The organism is Dongia mobilis (assembly GCF_004363235.1).
Classification (GTDB): domain Bacteria; phylum Pseudomonadota; class Alphaproteobacteria; order Dongiales; family Dongiaceae; genus Dongia; species Dongia mobilis.
Genome location: NZ_SNYW01000008.1, coordinates 104730 through 120414, shown reverse-complemented (window position 1 = coordinate 120414; position 15685 = coordinate 104730). Strand labels below are relative to the sequence as shown.

Below are 15685 nucleotides of genomic sequence, written 5' to 3'. Positions count from 1 at the left end.
GCCACCGCCAGCCACGAGCGCGTGAGCGGCGGCTTTCTGGACGATCGGTCAGCATTCAGCCCGGATTCAGCCCGTATCCAGCTGGGATCCGGCATGGCCGGGCATCAGGCGGGTGCCAGTTGCGCCTTCAATTCCGCGGCATTCATCACATGGCAGTAGATCATGTTGATGATGGCGAGTTCCTGCTGGTGCAGTGCATCATTTCCCGCAGCGCAGCAATCCTCCAGCACCACCACGCGGAAGCTTTCATCGGCCAGAGACCGCACGGTGGAAGCGACGCATTGATCGGTGAAGATGCCGGCGCAGATCACGTTGCGGATACCGAGATTGTGGAGGATGAGCCGGAGATTGGTGCCGGTGAGGGCGGAATCCGTGGTCTTGGTGACGACGATCTCGTCGCCCTGCGGCTGCAATTGCGGCACGAGCTGCGAGGCATGCTCGTCCTTGGGCAGCAGCAGGTTGTTCCAGCCCGGCAGTTTCTGGCTCAAGGAGCGGTCGCGGCCATCCCCGGTCTGGCAGGCGATGCGGGCGAACAGACATTCGATGCCGCGGGCGCGCGCGAATGCCAGCATGTCCCTGATGCGCGGGATCACGATACCGTTCATGCGTTCATGAAACGGCGTCCACGCGTCATAGGCGGCCTGGCCCGCCGGATCGAGGCCGGCGCGGTCGGGCCGCGCCAGATAGGTGTTCTGCACGTCGATGACGAGGAAGGCCGTCTCGGCCGGCTTCCAGTCGAGATCCTCCGGCTCGGGGGCGTCCTGGTAATAGAAGGAACGGTTGCGGGTCTTCCAACTCATGCTGTTCCGCCGGGCCGATGATCCACCATGATTCCCCTCAATACCGTGGTTCTCCTCAATAGCGGAAGGTGAACAGGCCGCGCCGCTCGTAGATCTCGGCCGCCTCCTCGACGAAGGCCGCCATGGTGGGGGCGTTGTAGGTTTCCCGCAACTCCCGCGCCGCCGCCAGCACCTCGTCCTTGTTCCCGGCCCGGCCGGGCCGCAGCAATTCGTAGATGCGAAGCAGCACGTCCTGCGGCACCTCGACCAGTTCGGCGGCGCGGGCGAAATTGCGGGCGAGGGTGGGCCGCCCCGCCTTGGCGGCGATCGCCGCCTGGTCGAGCAAGGCCTGCGGCGTGATCCCGAGATCCTCAAGCGTCACCTCGCCGGCCTCGACCGCAGCCAGGGTGAGGTCCTTGAGCGGCTTGCCGCGCGCCGATTTCACGATCTCCGGCCGCTTCTCGGCGAGCGGATAGTCGGCGATACCGCGGATGCGCCCGTTCCTGTCGGCCGGCCCGCTCATTCCGCCGCCTCCTGGAAGCTGATCTCGATCGCCTCGGGCTTGGCGCCGTCCTGGGTCAGCGAGGTTTCGATCGCATAGATGAGGGCCACCTGGGCGTGATAGCGGGCCCCCAGGGCCTGGCCCTGCGTCGGCACCACCACCGGTTCCGGCATCTCGCCCCGGGCATAGAGGGCGGCATTCTCGCCCAGCCCCCGGTAATGGTCGAGCGTGGTGATCGGCGCGTTGGAGAAAAGTTCCAGATTGTGGTGCGGCAGGCGGTCCTTCTGATGGATAACCGCGGTGCCCTTGGCCTGCAGGCCGATGCCGATCCCCGACCCCGCCAGCCGCGCCGCCGAGAGGCCGAGGAAGGAGGTGTCGGCGGTGTGGCGCAGGCGCACGAAGCGGGGCTCTCCGCCGCGCGCCCGGATGCCGTCGCCGATCGCGCGCAGCACGGCGGAGAGCGGATGACCCGCCAGCGTTCGGTAGAGCTTGATGCCGAAGGCGGGACTGACCCCGACAACCACCTCGTTCTCGGGTCCCGCCGCCGGCGCCGTGCCGAGGGCGCGGTAGGTGATGCGCCGGTTTTCCGCCGCGGCATAGGTGGCCTCGGTGCGCAGCACTTCCTCGCGCGTCAGCACGTCGCGGATTGCGGCCAGTTCCTGGCGCCGCTGCGGCGACAGGCGATAGCCGCTGCCGGGCCCCCCGTAATCGTTGGGATCGTTGACCGCCGAGATGACGCGGCCGCGGCGCACCACGGCGGCCGTCTGCAGGTAGTCGCCGGAGACGCGCAGCCGCACCACCTGGAGGAGATTCTCCGCCTCCTCGCGGAAGCCGCGCCGGGCCAGCGCCTTGATGACGTCGAGCACGTTTATGCCCTTTGCCTTGATCTTCTCGCTGATGAAGCTGACCTCGCGCGGGGTATAGCTGGCGGTCTCGTTCGAGCCGGAGGCGATCGCCACACTCTGTTTCATGGCGGCTGTCGGCGAGCCCAGATCGAGCTCGGCGAAGACCGCGCAAAGCGCATCGATGGCCCGGCGGCGCAGCTCGAGGGCGCGGGATTCGTCGACCGAGTTCAAGCCGCCATCGGCCTCGAAATCCCGCTGCAGCACCAGGAAATCCTCCATCTCCTCGCCGTTGAACGAGGAGGGGTTGAAGGAATTGTCGTATTTCAGGATCGAACCCATGCCGGAACAGACCAGATCCGAGCCGGCGATGAGGAAGGGCAGGATCTTGGCGCCGACCCGGATCTCGGATTCGGAATGGCGCGCATCGTTGCCGGTGGCGCATTCGAGATCGAGCCAGACCGCGATCAGATTCTCGGCCATCAATTCGCGCACCCCGCCCGGCATGGTGGAAGCGAGCGGCGCCCCGTCGATGCCGCCATTCTGCGTTCCCTGGACGCCCATGGCGCGCTGCAGGCAGAGGCAGCGCGCCTCCAGATAGAGCAGCGATTTCGCCTCGTGGAAGCCCATCAGCAATTCGGACGCCGCGCCGGAGGTGCAGCGCATCTTGATGCCGCGGCTGGCATAGGCGGCGGCCAGGAAGGCCTTCGACCAGGGCGTGTCGTCGCCATCGGTGAAGGCCTTCTCGGTGCCATAGACCGAGACCGTCTCGGCATAGGAGGTGAAGCCCGCCATGCCGATCTGCAGTTCCTCGTTCTCCTCGCTGGAGCATTGGAAGAGGGTACCCCAGCGCCCGATCGCGGCCCCCACGGAACAGGCCAGCGCGTTCGACCAGGAGTTGCGGGCAACGCGCATGGTGGTCTCGATCTCGTCGAAGCCGAAGGCGACGGCAGCGGCGGCGTCGGCCGCCAGCTGCAGGGGATCGTCCTTGGCATTCGTCACATGGCCCTGGTTACCGGGGGTCTTGCGCGTGCGCATCTTCGAAAAGGCGAAGGCCAGCTCGATCGCCGACAATTGCGCCACCACCTCGGCGAGCTTCGCCGGAGTGAGACCGTGGGCGAGGCGCGCCAGTTCCGTGCGCGGCACGGCGACGTCGACCAGCATGCGCGCGATCTCGCGCGAGGGCAGCGCCATCGCCTCGGGCGCGAGATCGAGGTCGAGGTGATGCGTGGCGATGAAATGGTCGATCATGTCGAAATCGGCGGCCGGGATGCCGTCCATCGAGAGGATGCGGCCATCCGCGATCTCGATGCCCGGTTTCGGGTCCTTCGCCCCTTTGAAGGCGGCAAAGCCGTTCTCCGGATCCTCGATCGCGAAGCGGTCGAGGCGCAGCGGCCGTTCGTCCCAATCGGCAAAGCGGCGCCAGCGATTGGCACCCCCGCTTCTCGGGTCGGTCGCACTGGTCTTGCCGCTTTCACCGCTCACTGACTTGCTCATGACTGCCACATCGCCAGTTCTCCTGCGCCAGTTCTCCTGCGCCAGTTCTCCTGCGCCAGTTCTCCTGCGCCAGCCGACCTTACTCCCCCGGGAAAACCGGCGGCTTGACCGAAACCCGGGCTGGCTTGACAGATTGGGGATGCTGCCTTGCAGCATGGCAGGCCCCATGCCATCATTGCGCCCCGCAACATCGTCATCCGCAGCCGCTTGCGAGGTCGGTATCGGCATGCTTCAGCCGGGTCAAGATGGAAGGGAAGGCCCGGTGGCGGAGATGCCGGGCGCGGAAGTTCCGGTCGTGCTGGCCGCCGCCGCTGCCGGCCTGGTGGATTTCATCGCCGCCCAGGGCGGCGATATCGACACCATCTTCGGCCGCTGCGGCATCGCCCCGGAAATGACCGATGCGCCGACCCTGCAGCTGCCGCTCGACACCTTCTGCGCGCTGTTCGAGGAAGGTGCCAGGCAGACCCGAAACGACAATTTTGGCCTGTGGTTCGGCCAGCAATTCGCCCCGCGCGATCTCGGCATGTGGGGCTATGCCGCCCTCTCCTCGCCCAATCTGGGGGCGGCCCTCGGCAATTTCGTCGACCTCTTCCGCTATCAGCAGGGCTCCTCGGTCATGCGCCTGGCGCCGGCGGGCGCCAACCATATGCGCCTGGAATACCGCATCGAGGCCCCGGCCATCCTGGCGCGGCGGCAGGATGCGGAATTGTCGCTGGGCCAGTTCACCAACGTGATCCGCGAATGCTGCGGGCGCCACTGGTCGCCGCTCGAGGTGCATTTCGAGCATCCGAGGCCGGAGAACTGGCGCCAGCATGAAATGGCCTTCGGCGCCCCGGTCTTTTTCGGCGCCGCCAGCAACGCCATCCTGTTCGAACGCGCGCTGCTGGCGCGGCCGATGCCGGGCAGCGACCCGAAGCTCCTCGCCATGATGCGTTCCTGCCTCGAATCCATGGGTTCGCATCCCCAGGCCGAGCGCCTCGCCGACCGCATCCTCAGTGCCATCCGCCAGCGCCTTGCCGAAGGTGCACCCAATCTGGAGGAAATCGCAGCCACCCTGCGCCTTTCCCCCGGCGCCATACAGAAGGCGCTTTCCGCCGAGGGCCTCGGCTTCCGCGAGGCGGTCGAGCATGTGCGCTTCGAGCTTGCCCGGCACTATCTCGCCCAGCTGCACCTGCCCTTAAGCGAGATTGCCCTGCTGCTGGGCTATTCCGAGCTTTCCGCCTTCACCCGCGCCTTCACCCGCTGGTCCGGCGTCTCGCCCCGCAGGTGGCGCGCCGGGCTCGCACGGCATTAGGGCGGAGAAACCTCGCTCCCTCCCGCCTTCTGCCTGACCGTCTCCCGCCCTGCGATTACGCTCCCCGTGATTGCCCCCCTGCGATTGCCCCCTGCGATTGCCCCCTGTGATTGCTCCGGCGCGCCGCATCCGTTAATGCTGTCGCAAAGAGACCGTCCCCGCATGTTGCGCGGACCGAAAGTCCGTTCATCGAAAGTCGTTCATGGCCGTGTCGCCCGCACAACCCACTGCCGCGCCCCAAAAGGCACCCGCCGCGCCGCGTCACCCGCAGCTAGAGGCCCTGCGCACCCTGCTGCCCTATCTGTGGCCGAAAGGGGAATGGGATTTGCGCGCCCGGGTGATTGCCTCGGTCACCTGCCTGATCGTCGCCAAGCTGGCCAATGTCTATGTGCCGATCCTGTTCAAGCAGATGGTCGACAGCCTGGGCACCGTCGCCGGCACCACGGCGACGGCGGCGGTGTCGGTGGCCGGCGTGTCATTGGGCCTGCTGCTGGCCTATGGCGCGGCCCGCGTCATGAGCCAGGCCTTCGCGGAATTCCGCGACGGCATCTTTGCCAAGGTGGCGCAGCGCTCGATCCGCAAGGTGGCGCTCAACACCTTCCGCCATTTGCACAGCCTGTCGCTGAAATTCCACCTCGAGCGCCAGACCGGCGGACTCAACCGCGCCATCGAGCGCGGTGCCAAGGGCATCGAGTTCCTGCTCTTCTTCATCCTCTTCAACGTGCTGCCGACCCTGTTCGAGATCGGCCTCGTCTGCATCATCCTTTGGACGCTCTACGACTGGACCTTCGCCGCCGTCACCTTCCTCACCATCGCGGTCTATATCTGGTATTCGCTCTTCGTCACCGAATGGCGCATCAAGTTCCGCCGCGAAATGAACGAGAGCGACCAGTCGGCCAATACCAAGGCGGTCGATTCGCTGCTCAACTACGAGACGGTGAAATATTTCGGCAATGAGGAGCACGAGGCGAGGCGCTACGACGTGGCGCTGCAGGCCTATGAGAAGGCGGCGGTCAAGAGCCGCACCTCGCTCGCGACACTCAATGTCGGCCAGGCCTTCATCATCGCCGCGGGCCTTGTCCTGATGATGGGCATGGCGGCCAGGGGCACCGCGCAGGGCCACATGACGGTGGGCGATTTCGTGCTGGTCAACGCCTATCTCATCCAGCTCTATCTGCCGCTGAATTTCCTCGGCTTCGTCTATCGCGAGATCCGGCAGTCGCTGATCGACATGGAGGCGATGTTCGCCTTGCTGCGGGTCGATGTCGAGATCGCCGACGCGCCGGGTGCGGCACCGCTCGATGTCACTGCGGGCGAGATCCGCTTCGAGAATGTCGAATTCGGCTACGACCCTCGGCGGCCGATCCTGAAGGGCGTCAGTTTCACCGTGGCGCCGGGCAGGAAGCTTGCCATCGTCGGCCCGTCGGGTGCCGGCAAGTCGACCATCTCGCGCCTGCTCTACCGCTTCTACGACGTCGGCAGCGGCCGCATCCTGATCGACGGCCAGGATATCCGCAACGTCCAGCAGGCCTCCTTGCGCGCCGCCATCGGCATCGTGCCGCAGGACACCGTCCTCTTCAACGACACCGTCGCCTACAACATCGCCTATGGCCGGCCGGGCGCCGATACGGCCGAGATCGAGAACGCGGCGCGCCTTGCCCATATCCACGACTTCGTGAGCGCGCTGCCCGACGGCTACAAGACCATGGTGGGCGAGCGCGGCCTCAAACTCTCTGGCGGCGAGAAGCAGCGCGTCGCCATCGCCCGCACCATCCTCAAGGACCCGCCCATCCTGCTCTTCGACGAGGCGACCTCGGCGCTCGATTCGCATACCGAGCGCGAGATCCAGGACAACCTCGCCGAAGTGGCGAAGAACCACACCACGCTGGTCATCGCGCACCGGCTCTCCACCATCATCGATGCCGACGAGATCATCGTGCTGGATGCCGGGCGCGTGGTCGAGCGCGGCCGCCATGACGAGCTGCTGCGCGCCGAGGGCGCCTATGCCGCCATGTGGCGGCGCCAGCAGGAGGCGGCGCGGCGCGAATGGGCTGCCGTGCCCGCGGTCGAGGTGCCGGCATGAACCATGCCGCCGCCATCACGCCCGCACAGCTGCTCGCCGGCGACCGTCGCGCGCTGGCGCGCGCCATCACCCTCATCGAATCGACCCGCGCCGATCACCGCCGCCAGGCCGAGGTGCTGCTGGAAGAGGTGCTGCCGAAGACCGGGCGCAGCTTGCGCATCGGCATATCGGGGCCGCCCGGCGTCGGCAAATCGACCTTCATCGAGGCCTTTGGCCGCCATGCCATCGCCGCCGGCAAGCAGCTCGCCGTGCTCGCGGTCGATCCCTCCTCGCGCCTCTCCGGCGGCTCGATCCTCGGCGACAAGACGCGTATGTCGGAATTGTCGCGCATGAAGCAGGCCTTCATTCGCCCCTCGCCTGCCGGGCTGACGCTGGGCGGCGTGGCGCGGCGCACGCGCGAAGCCCTGCTGCTCTGCGAGGCGGCGGGCTTCGACCTCATCATCGTCGAGACGGTGGGAGTCGGCCAGTCGGAGACGGCGGTGGCCGAGATGGTGGATCTGTTCCTGCTGCTGCTGCTGCCCGGCGGCGGCGACGACCTGCAGGGCATCAAGCGCGGCATCATGGAACTGGCCGACCTTGTCGTCGTCAACAAGGCGGATGGCGATCTCGCCCCGGCGGCCGAACGCGCCGCCGCCGATGTCGCCAATGCGCTCCGCCTGATGCAGCCCCTGCACAAATCCTGGTCGCCCGAGGTGCTGCGCTGCTCGGCGCTGCGCGATATCGGCATCGACCATGTCTGGGATCGCGCCCAGGCCTTCGCCACCGCCATGGGTGCCAGCGGCGAATTGCCCGCGCGGCGCCGAATCCAGGCCAAGGCCTGGCTGTGGCACGAACTCTCCGACAATCTCCTCGAGACGCTGAAGGCGCATCCCGCCGTCGCCGAGCGCCTGGTCGAGCTTGAGGACAAGGTGGCGGCCGGCCGCATCGCCCCCGCCAGTGCGGCGCGCCAGGTGCTGGCGGCCTTCCTCGGCGGCTAGGCGCCGCCTTTCATCCTGGAAATCAGGATTCTATGCCGCCGAATCGCCGGCTGGGCAGGACATTCATCGTTCGTTAAGCATCCGCACCTAACACTTCGCCTATCATATGATTAATCAGCAGCGTTTCGCACCGGGGCCGGATGGTCCCGCAGGGTCATGTCGTGCGACGCCGCAAGCGGAGAAACAGGCGATGCAACGCTCTCTTGGAATCGCGGCAAAACTGGCGCTGGCCATCGCGCTCTTCCTGCTCCCCGTAGGCTATACCATCTACCAGCTCTATGGCACGCAGCAGATCGCGATCGATTTCGGCACCAAGGAAGCCCAGGGCAATGCCTATCTCGGCCAGTTGCGCGCCGCCCATGGTGCGTTGCTGGCAGGCAGGGATCTCCCCGCCATTGCCGCCGGAATCGACCGGGCCGGGGCACAGTTCGGCCCGGGCATGGAATCGGCCGAGCAGCATGCGGCACTGAAGGCGGCACTGGATGCCGGCGATGCGGCCGCGGCGCGGGCCGCCATCCGCGCCCTCATCACCCGGGTCGGCGACAAGTCGAACCTGATCCTCGATCCCGATCTCGACAGCTATTATGTCATGGATCTGGTGCTGCTGAAGATTCCCGAACTGATGGACCAGGTCGACAATGTCGCCGCCTATGCCGCCAGCCATGCCGCCTCCGGCGGTACGGGCTACAGCATCGCCGATGTCGCCGGCTTCCTGCAGATGACCGGCGCCTTCGACACGCTGGTCGGCGGCACGCAGGCCTCGATCGGGCAGGCCTATGACGGCAGCAGCGGCAACATCTATGACCGCGTCGATCTGCTGCCGGGCCTGCTGCAGCCCGGCGCCGAGGCGATGTTCGCCTCCCTCGCCGCCTTCAAGGCGAGCTATGCCGGGTCGCAACTTTCCGCCGGCGAGGCCGCCCTCGACCTCGCCGCCATCGGCGCGGCGCGGGACGCGGCGCTGGATGCCGTCATCGCCTTCGGCGATGCCAATCACGCCGCCCTCGACGCATTGCTGGCGGCGCGCATCGCCAGCTTCCAGCAGGACCGGATCGTCGTCTTCGCCACCACCGCCCTGCTCTTCGCGCTCGCCATTTTCGGCGTCATCTTCTTCATCCGCCGCAATGTGACCCGGCCGATCGACCAGCTGGCCGTGACCATCGAGGCGATCGCCCGGGACCGCACCGACATCGCCGTGGCACTCACCGCGCGCGGCGACGAATTGGGACGCATGGCGCGCCATGTCGAGACCTTCCGCGCCGGTGTCGCAAGGCGCCTGGAGCTGGAAGCGGCGGCAAGGCAGGAGACGGCCCGGCGCGAATCGCAGATCCGCGACATCCAGGCGCTCTGCGGCGATTTCGAGCAGCGCTTCGTGGCGGCGGTGGGCGCCATGATGGGCAGCGCCGGCGATCTCGAGCAGCAATCCGGCGTCATGCGCCAGGCGGCGGAGATCTCCGGCCGCCAATCGGAGAATGTGGCGCAGCTGGCCGAGATCGCCGCCGGCAATGCGCAATCGATCGCCAGCGCCGTTACCGAGATGTCGGCCTCGTTCGAGGAGATCGGCCGCCAGGCGGAAAGTGCGACCGAGACCGCCGGCACCGCGGTCGGCCGCGCCGGCGAGATCAGCCGCATCGTCGGGGGATTGACCGAGGTCGCGGCCAAGGTCTCGGGCGTGCTCGGCCTCATCCGCGACATCGCCGGCAAGACCAATCTGCTGGCCTTGAACGCCACCATCGAGGCGGCGCGGGCGGGCGAGGCCGGCAAGGGCTTTGCCGTGGTGGCGACCGAGGTCAAGAACCTCGCCGCCCAGACCACCAGCGCCACCACCGAGATCGAGAGCCAGATCGCCGGGGTGCAATCGGCGGCCCAGGAAGCGGCCGGCGCCATCTCCGAGATCGCGACCATCATCGAGGGGATGAACCAGTCGACCGCAGCCATCTTTGCCGCCGTCACCCAGCAATCGGCGGCGACGCAGGAGATCGCGCGCAACGTCACCGAAGCGACCGCTAAGACCCGCGAGGTGGCGAGCGTCATCACCGAGGTGAAATCGGCGGCCGAGACCACCGGCGCGCGCTCGGACCGGGTCCATGACGTCGCCGGCTCGGTCAGCGGCCAGGCGGGCGACCTCAAAGCCGTGGTGGAGGGCTTCCTCAGCCGCCTGATCGAGACCGCCGGCCGCGGCCAGGCCGCCTGAATCCGGGCGGGGAAAGGCCGACAGGCGGCGCCGGGAAACCCCGGAATCGCCTTGACGGCGAGAGGCTTAGCCCGTAAAACCCCGCCCGAGCCGGCCGGAAGCCCCTGTTTCCGGCCCCTTTGTTTTCGTCAAGTATTTGATCTGGAAGGATTACCGTCATGTCACGGCGCTGCGACATCACCGGCAAGGGCGTGCAGAGCGGCAACAATGTCAGCCACGCCAACAACAAGACGCGCCGGCGCTTCCTGCCCAACCTGCAGGAGACCAGCCTGCTTTCCGACATTCTCGGCCAGCAGGTGCGCCTGAAGCTCTCGACCAATGCCATCCGCACGATCGAGCACAATGGCGGCCTGGATTCGTTCCTCGCCAACACGGCGGACAAGAACCTGACCGCCGAGGCGAAGCGCCTGAAGCGTCGCATCGAGAAGGCCGCCGCCAAGAAGGCCGCCTGATCGGAAAAAACGATCAAGACCCGAAAAGGCCCGCCCTCGCGCGGGCCTTTTTGTTTGGCGGTTTCTCGGCCTTACGGGATAGCCCCCCCTGCAGCAAACCGGGGTCGGCCCTGCAACGGGGGCGGCTTGTGGGGCCCGGAGGCGCTGGCTAGATTTTGGGACAGCCACAAGTTCGGCCAAGATACCAGCCATAACGCCGCCGGGATGCACCCATGATCACGCCGCCGCAACCGACCCTGAAGACCCAGCAGCTGCCGGCCCATGCGCCGGTCGTCGCCGTGCCGATGTGCGTCAAGCATATCGACGGGCAGAACTATCACACGGTGGGCGAGAAGTACCTGACCGCCCTCATCGACGGGTCGGGGGTCTATCCCCTCTCCTTTCCGGCGCTGGGCACCGTCCTGCCGGTCGAGGCGCTGCTCGACCATGTCGACGGCCTGTTGCTGACCGGCAGCCCCAGCAACATCGCCGTCGGCCATTACGGCGGCGATCCCGATCGCGATGACAGCCCGCAGGATCCCGGCCGCGACGCCGTCACCCTGCCCCTCATTCGTGCCGCCCTCCAGCGCGACATCCCGCTGCTCGCCATCTGCCGCGGCTTCCAGGAATTGAACGTGGCGCTGGGCGGCACGCTGCACACCCGCATCCACAAGCAGACGGGCAAGATGGACCATCGCGGCAGCGACGGCCCCTATGACGACATCTACAAGCCGGCCCATGACCTGATCCTGGAGGCGGACAGCCGCTTCGCGGCGATCTTTGGCGCCACCCGCATCACCATCAATTCGGTGCATTGGCAGGCGATCGATCGCCCGGCCGATCGGCTCGTCGTCGAGGGCCGCGCGCCCGACGGCGTCATCGAGGCGGTGCGCGTGAAGGGTGCTACCTTCGCGCTGGGCGTGCAATGGCATCCGGAATATCGCTGCATCGAGAATGCGGATTCGATGAAATTGTTCGGTGCCTTCGGCGATGCCGTGCGGGTCTATGCGACGGCGCGTCGCAGTGCGCGGGATGCCGGCCGCGCGGCATAGGCGCGCGGATTGGGACCAAAGACCGCTGGCGCGCGATGTATACAGCGCCGAGTCCTGATCATTTTGTCGTGAAGGCCTGATTCACGCGGCGATTCCAAGCACTTCCGAGCCATGCAAGCGGGCGGTTTCTGATCTGCATTCTTTTGCGATCCGAGGCCTTGAATTCGGGTGTATCAACCTCATCTAGAGTTTATGCGAATGACGGTCGCTGCAATGGCGGCAGTCGCACCGGAAGCGGTCTCCCCCACCGTAACCGGACTCCGATGAGGAGTAACGAACGCCCGGTCCTCCCCTGGCCGGGCGTTCACTTTTTCTGGTTCATAAGACCACATATTTGGCATCACCCCCCACCCTAACCCTCCCCCCGCCAGCGGGGAGAGGGGGCAAGCGGGCGCACGCGCTCGTCGTATCCCGCCGCTAATCCCCTCTCCCTTCAGGGGGAGGGTTAGGGTGGGGGTCGTGCAGCCGAAGGTCAGCGCGAATCTTCTCTACGACGCCTCCGATATTCTCGATTACGTCATTGTTCCAGAAGCGCAGCACGCGGTAGCCCTGCGTCGCGAGATAGCGCGAGCGCCGGTCGTCGCGCAGATTGTCGGCATGTTGTCCGCCATCCACCTCGATCACCAGTCTGGCCCGGCGGCAGCAGAAATCCGCAACATAGGGACCGATCGGAAACTGCCGCCGGAAGTGTGCATTTTCGAGTTGGTGGTTGCGGATTGCGCGCCAGAGCTCTTTCTCCGCGGCGGTCATGTCGCGGCGAAGCCGGCGCGCCGTTTCAATCGGATCCCGCGTCACAGCTCCATCAACCTCTCTCCGGAAATGCTGGTGCGCAACCTGCCCTTGGCGGAAGCGAAGACTTTATCGCGGTATGCATGGGTCGTCATTTGCTGGACGGCGAACGATTCGGCGTGTCAGGAAGAAGCGTCCTCAACAGCGCCGGAAATCACGTCATGCGCGTCGCCACCTGGAACATCAATTCGCTGCGCCTGCGCCTCGATTTGCTGCGCCGCCTGGTGCAGCAGGAGGGTCCCGACGTCATCTGCCTGCAGGAGATCAAGGTGGAGGACAGCCTCTTTCCCTTGGCCGATCTCCACGCGCTGGGCTATCCGCATGTGCGCTTCCACGGCATGAAGGGCTATAACGGCGTCGCGACGCTGTCGAAGCTGCCGTTCCGCGAGCTCGACCCCACCGATTGGTGCGGCAAGGGCGATTGCCGCCATGCCCGCGTCGTGCTGCCGGGCGATGTCGAACTCCACAATTTCTATGTCCCGGCCGGCGGCGACATCCCCGACCCGGCGGCGAATGCGAAATTCGCCCACAAGCTGCAATTCCTCGACGAGATGCGGGATCATTTTGCGGCGGCACCCAGGGCCGGCGGATCGGCCAAGGGCAAGGCGATCCTGGTGGGCGACCTCAACATCGCGCCGCTGGAGGAGGATGTCTGGTCGCACAAGCAGCTGCTCTCGGTGGTCAGCCACACACCGATCGAGGTGGAGAAGCTCGCCGCCGTGCAGCAGGCCGGGAAATGGGTCGACGCCGTGCGCCAGGTGACGCCGCCGCCGGTCAAATTGTATTCGTGGTGGAGCTATCGCTCGGCCGACTGGACGAAGAACGACCGCGGCCGGCGCCTGGACCATATCTGGGTGACGCCGTCACTGGCCAAGCGTGTGCGCCATGCCACCATCCTCAAGGACATGCGCGGCTGGACCCAGCCATCCGACCATGTCGCGGTGATCGTCGACCTGGATTGATCGCCGTCCCCGGTTGCGCTGCCCCCGATTGCCCTGGCCCCGTTTGCACCGCCCGCAGTTGCACTGCCCGCACTGGCGGGAGTGCCGCGCCACGCCGGGTACTTCAGGCGAGGCGCAGTTCCTCGTCGATCTTTTCCATCAGGAACAGGGCCACCGGCAGGCGCTCCTCGGCGACATGCCGCGCGGTCAGTTCGACCAGCGAGGCGAGCCGTTCCGGCGACAGGCTTTCGGCGCAGAGATAGCCGAGCGCGCCATCCCCGGCAGCGATGAAGCTGTTGACCAGCTGCGCCCGCGTGCCGACCCAGTCGAGCTGGCGCGAGAGCGAGCGCGTGACGCCGGGATTGCCCGCATGGCGATGCATCCGGTCCAGCAGGCAATCGCCCATGCGTTCATAGATCCGCGGCAATTCCCGCATCGCCAGAAGCGGATTGATTCCGCCAGAAATACCGGCCGCCGGCCGCGCGCGGCGAACGGACCGCTTCATGTCGAGACGGCGGATGATCTTCTTGTCTCCGACCTTTGCTTTTTTTTGCATCTTGGCCCCCAGGTGAATGCCGGCAATGGATCATGGCCGGCCCATACAGCATCGTATGGGTGGGGGTCTGAACAGAAGAATTCGCGATGTCTCTTTGTCGCCATTCAACAACGGAAATCCGACAACGTACCTAAGGATGTGTTGTCGGTCCTGCTGCCGCCCGTCGCGTGACGGATCGCGCCTCATCGGCGCATCCTGTTTTACGTTCATATGATTGTCATGCGTGCCGTCAGGCCGGCGCCGCGCGGTCGCGCCAGATATAGATCATGAGCGTCGCGAAGATAAGGCCGCCGCCGAGGAAGGTGGCAAGGTCCGGCAATTCGGCAAAGGCCAGCCACACCCAGAGCGGCGCCAGCGGCGTTTCCAGCGCCGAGAGCAACGCCGCCTCGGCTGAGGGCAGGCGCTGCGCCCCTTGCGTGTAGAGCACGAAGCCGATGCCGGTGGTGACTGGCCCGAACAGCAACAGCCAGGGGATGTCGCCGGCGCGGACGGCAAAGGGATCGGCGAAGGGGAGTGCGATGAGCGCGCTCAACAGGCAGGAGACCGCCGCGACCGCGACGATGGGGATATCCGGATAGCGCCTGACATGGACGGTGAGCAGCGCCATCAGCAGGGTCATGAGCAGGGCGAGCGCGTCGCCGCCGAGCGAGCCGCCCAGGCCTGTTCCAGCGCCGAGGGAAATGCCGACCAGGCCTGGTGCGACCATGATGGCAATGCCAAGGGCGGCGATGCTGCTGGCGGCAAGGACGCGGCGGCCCGGCTTTTCGCCGATCAGCAGAAAGGCGAGCAGGGCAGCGGCAAAGGGCACCGCCGCATAGATCAGCGAGACCTTGGCCACGGTGGTGTTGGCGAGGGCGGCGATGAAGGCGACCATGGCGAGGGCCGCGAGCAGGCTGGCGGTCCAGAAGGCGCGGCCTTGGGGCTGCAGCGATGGCCGCCACCATTTCAGCCAGTCGCGGCCGTCGCGTAGGCGCAGGAAAGCGAAAAGGACGAGGGCACCGAGGCCGCCGCGCCAGACCAGCATGCTCCAGAGATCGGCTTCGACCACGCGGGTGAAGAAACCGGCGCTGCTCCAGGCCAGGGCCGCCCCGGTCACCAGCAGGATGCCGGCGCGCCGGCGCGCCGGCATGGCGCCCGCCCGGGTGCCTTGCGCCGCGGCGGTGCCGTTGGCGGTCGAACTCATGCGCTTGATCCGCGTCTGTATACAGCTTCCAGCATCGATCGATACTGGCATGGGGGCGGCCCGGTCCCGAGCCTGTAAGGTCGTGGGATTGCGACAATCGATCATGGGATTGGGCCAGACGGTTGTAGAACGCCGCCACGTTTCAACCGCCTGGTCGAACTTCACGGTGCGATCGGTCGGCCGATGTCGGAATCGCCCGGCGCCCCGGCGGCGGCTGACAGCGTGACCCGGGCACCGGCAAAGCAGATGCCGCTGCCAGCCGTCCCCGGCACGGCGACGACCCAGTCCTTGCCGATGCGGATCGCTGGCCAGGCCCGCGCCAGCAATTGCCGACGCGCATGCCGCCGCCCATGCCAGGGACAGCGCAGCGTCTGCGTCCGGCAATCATAGCTGCCGAGGGCGAGCGGTCCGCCGCGATGCGGGCAGATGCCGTCGATCAGCGCCGGCCTGGCGTCGGGCGTCGCCAGCAGGAAGGCGCGCGCATCGCCGAGCCAGATCGTATCGGCCGCAGGCGCCCGGAAGCGCAGGAAGCGAAAGCTAGGCGGTGGGACGAGGCTGCTCATGGCGC

The 15685-nt window shown here is 66.7% G+C and carries 14 protein-coding genes; 7 read left to right on the top strand and 7 right to left on the bottom strand.

Annotation, left to right across the window (positions count from 1 at the left end):
* Positions 1–104: 104 nt before the first annotated feature.
* Genes A8950_RS09200 through A8950_RS09190 form a run of 3 tightly spaced genes read right to left on the bottom strand, consistent with a single transcriptional unit; the run spans position 105 to position 3620 of the window.
* Positions 105–800 carry a cysteine hydrolase family protein gene (locus tag A8950_RS09200; RefSeq protein WP_133613364.1) on the bottom strand — a complete coding sequence of 232 codons (696 nt, stop codon included), beginning with the start codon at positions 798–800 and terminating at the stop codon, positions 105–107.
* Positions 801–855: 55 nt separating this feature from the next.
* Positions 856–1302 (bottom strand): diol dehydratase small subunit, encoded by a 447-nt coding sequence (locus A8950_RS09195; protein WP_133613363.1) that lies wholly within the window; start codon positions 1300–1302, stop codon positions 856–858.
* A complete protein-coding gene (locus tag A8950_RS09190) occupies positions 1299–3620 on the bottom strand; it encodes a propanediol/glycerol family dehydratase large subunit (protein WP_133613362.1) in 2322 nt (773 codons plus the stop codon). The genes A8950_RS09195 and A8950_RS09190 overlap by 4 nt, the downstream gene beginning before the upstream one ends.
* A gap of 271 nt (positions 3621–3891) precedes the next feature.
* Here A8950_RS09190 and qhpR point away from each other — a divergent pair, with 271 nt between their 5' ends.
* From qhpR to A8950_RS09160, 6 genes are all read left to right on the top strand, one after another.
* Entirely contained in the window at positions 3892–4914 is a 1023-nt protein-coding gene (gene qhpR / locus A8950_RS09185; protein ID WP_133613831.1) for an AraC-like transcriptional regulator QhpR, read from the top strand.
* A gap of 202 nt (positions 4915–5116) precedes the next feature.
* Entirely contained in the window at positions 5117–6997 is a 1881-nt protein-coding gene (locus A8950_RS09180) for an ABCB family ABC transporter ATP-binding protein/permease (protein WP_133613361.1), read from the top strand.
* Complete coding sequence (gene meaB / locus A8950_RS09175; RefSeq protein WP_133613360.1) at positions 6994–7974, top strand: methylmalonyl Co-A mutase-associated GTPase MeaB; 981 nt, start codon at positions 6994–6996, stop codon at positions 7972–7974. The genes A8950_RS09180 and meaB overlap by 4 nt, the downstream gene beginning before the upstream one ends.
* Before the next feature lie 190 nt (positions 7975–8164).
* A complete protein-coding gene (locus A8950_RS09170) occupies positions 8165–10165 on the top strand; it encodes a methyl-accepting chemotaxis protein (protein ID WP_133613359.1) in 2001 nt (666 codons plus the stop codon).
* A gap of 158 nt (positions 10166–10323) precedes the next feature.
* Positions 10324–10617: a 50S ribosomal protein L28 gene (gene rpmB, locus A8950_RS09165; protein ID WP_133613358.1), complete on the top strand. Its 294-nt coding sequence runs from the start codon at positions 10324–10326 to the stop codon at positions 10615–10617.
* Positions 10618–10829: 212 nt separating this feature from the next.
* Complete coding sequence (locus tag A8950_RS09160; RefSeq protein WP_133613357.1) at positions 10830–11648, top strand: gamma-glutamyl-gamma-aminobutyrate hydrolase family protein; 819 nt, start codon at positions 10830–10832, stop codon at positions 11646–11648.
* Between the two features lie 417 nt (positions 11649–12065).
* Here A8950_RS09160 and A8950_RS09155 read toward each other — a convergent pair whose 3' ends face one another.
* Positions 12066–12443: an endonuclease domain-containing protein gene (locus A8950_RS09155; RefSeq protein ID WP_279513036.1), complete on the bottom strand. Its 378-nt coding sequence runs from the start codon at positions 12441–12443 to the stop codon at positions 12066–12068.
* A 155-nt stretch (positions 12444–12598) separates the two neighbouring features.
* On the opposite strand from A8950_RS09155, the gene A8950_RS09150 reads away from it, so the two are divergent.
* Positions 12599–13399, top strand: coding sequence for an exodeoxyribonuclease III (locus A8950_RS09150; protein WP_133613355.1), 801 nt, complete (start codon positions 12599–12601; stop codon positions 13397–13399).
* A gap of 103 nt (positions 13400–13502) precedes the next feature.
* Here the strand turns inward: A8950_RS09150 and A8950_RS09145 are convergent, their stop codons facing one another.
* From A8950_RS09145 to A8950_RS09135, 3 genes are all read right to left on the bottom strand, one after another.
* A complete protein-coding gene (locus A8950_RS09145) occupies positions 13503–13934 on the bottom strand; it encodes a hypothetical protein (protein WP_133613354.1) in 432 nt (143 codons plus the stop codon).
* Positions 13935–14163: 229 nt separating this feature from the next.
* Entirely contained in the window at positions 14164–15117 is a 954-nt protein-coding gene (locus A8950_RS09140) for a DMT family transporter (RefSeq protein ID WP_166645091.1), read from the bottom strand.
* A 161-nt stretch (positions 15118–15278) separates the two neighbouring features.
* Positions 15279–15680 carry a Rieske 2Fe-2S domain-containing protein gene (locus tag A8950_RS09135; protein WP_133613352.1) on the bottom strand — a complete coding sequence of 134 codons (402 nt, stop codon included), beginning with the start codon at positions 15678–15680 and terminating at the stop codon, positions 15279–15281.
* Positions 15681–15685: the final 5 nt, after the last annotated feature.

What these genes read in the sequence shown, in the direction of transcription:
- A8950_RS09200 (WP_133613364.1), bottom strand. Translation starts at nt 800, where the DNA reads ATGAGTTGGAAGACCCGCAACCGTTCCTTCTATTACCAGGACGCCCCC.
- A8950_RS09195 (WP_133613363.1), bottom strand. Translation starts at nt 1,302, where the DNA reads ATGAGCGGGCCGGCCGACAGGAACGGGCGCATCCGCGGTATCGCCGAC.
- A8950_RS09190 (WP_133613362.1), bottom strand. Translation starts at nt 3,620, where the DNA reads ATGAGCAAGTCAGTGAGCGGTGAAAGCGGCAAGACCAGTGCGACCGAC.
- qhpR (WP_133613831.1), top strand. Translation starts at nt 3,892, where the DNA reads ATGCCGGGCGCGGAAGTTCCGGTCGTGCTGGCCGCCGCCGCTGCCGGC.
- A8950_RS09180 (WP_133613361.1), top strand. Translation starts at nt 5,117, where the DNA reads ATGGCCGTGTCGCCCGCACAACCCACTGCCGCGCCCCAAAAGGCACCC.
- meaB (WP_133613360.1), top strand. Translation starts at nt 6,994, where the DNA reads ATGAACCATGCCGCCGCCATCACGCCCGCACAGCTGCTCGCCGGCGAC.
- A8950_RS09170 (WP_133613359.1), top strand. Translation starts at nt 8,165, where the DNA reads ATGCAACGCTCTCTTGGAATCGCGGCAAAACTGGCGCTGGCCATCGCG.
- rpmB (WP_133613358.1), top strand. Translation starts at nt 10,324, where the DNA reads ATGTCACGGCGCTGCGACATCACCGGCAAGGGCGTGCAGAGCGGCAAC.
- A8950_RS09160 (WP_133613357.1), top strand. Translation starts at nt 10,830, where the DNA reads ATGATCACGCCGCCGCAACCGACCCTGAAGACCCAGCAGCTGCCGGCC.
- A8950_RS09150 (WP_133613355.1), top strand. Translation starts at nt 12,599, where the DNA reads ATGCGCGTCGCCACCTGGAACATCAATTCGCTGCGCCTGCGCCTCGAT.
- A8950_RS09145 (WP_133613354.1), bottom strand. Translation starts at nt 13,934, where the DNA reads ATGCAAAAAAAAGCAAAGGTCGGAGACAAGAAGATCATCCGCCGTCTC.
- A8950_RS09140 (WP_166645091.1), bottom strand. Translation starts at nt 15,117, where the DNA reads ATGAGTTCGACCGCCAACGGCACCGCCGCGGCGCAAGGCACCCGGGCG.
- A8950_RS09135 (WP_133613352.1), bottom strand. Translation starts at nt 15,680, where the DNA reads ATGAGCAGCCTCGTCCCACCGCCTAGCTTTCGCTTCCTGCGCTTCCGG.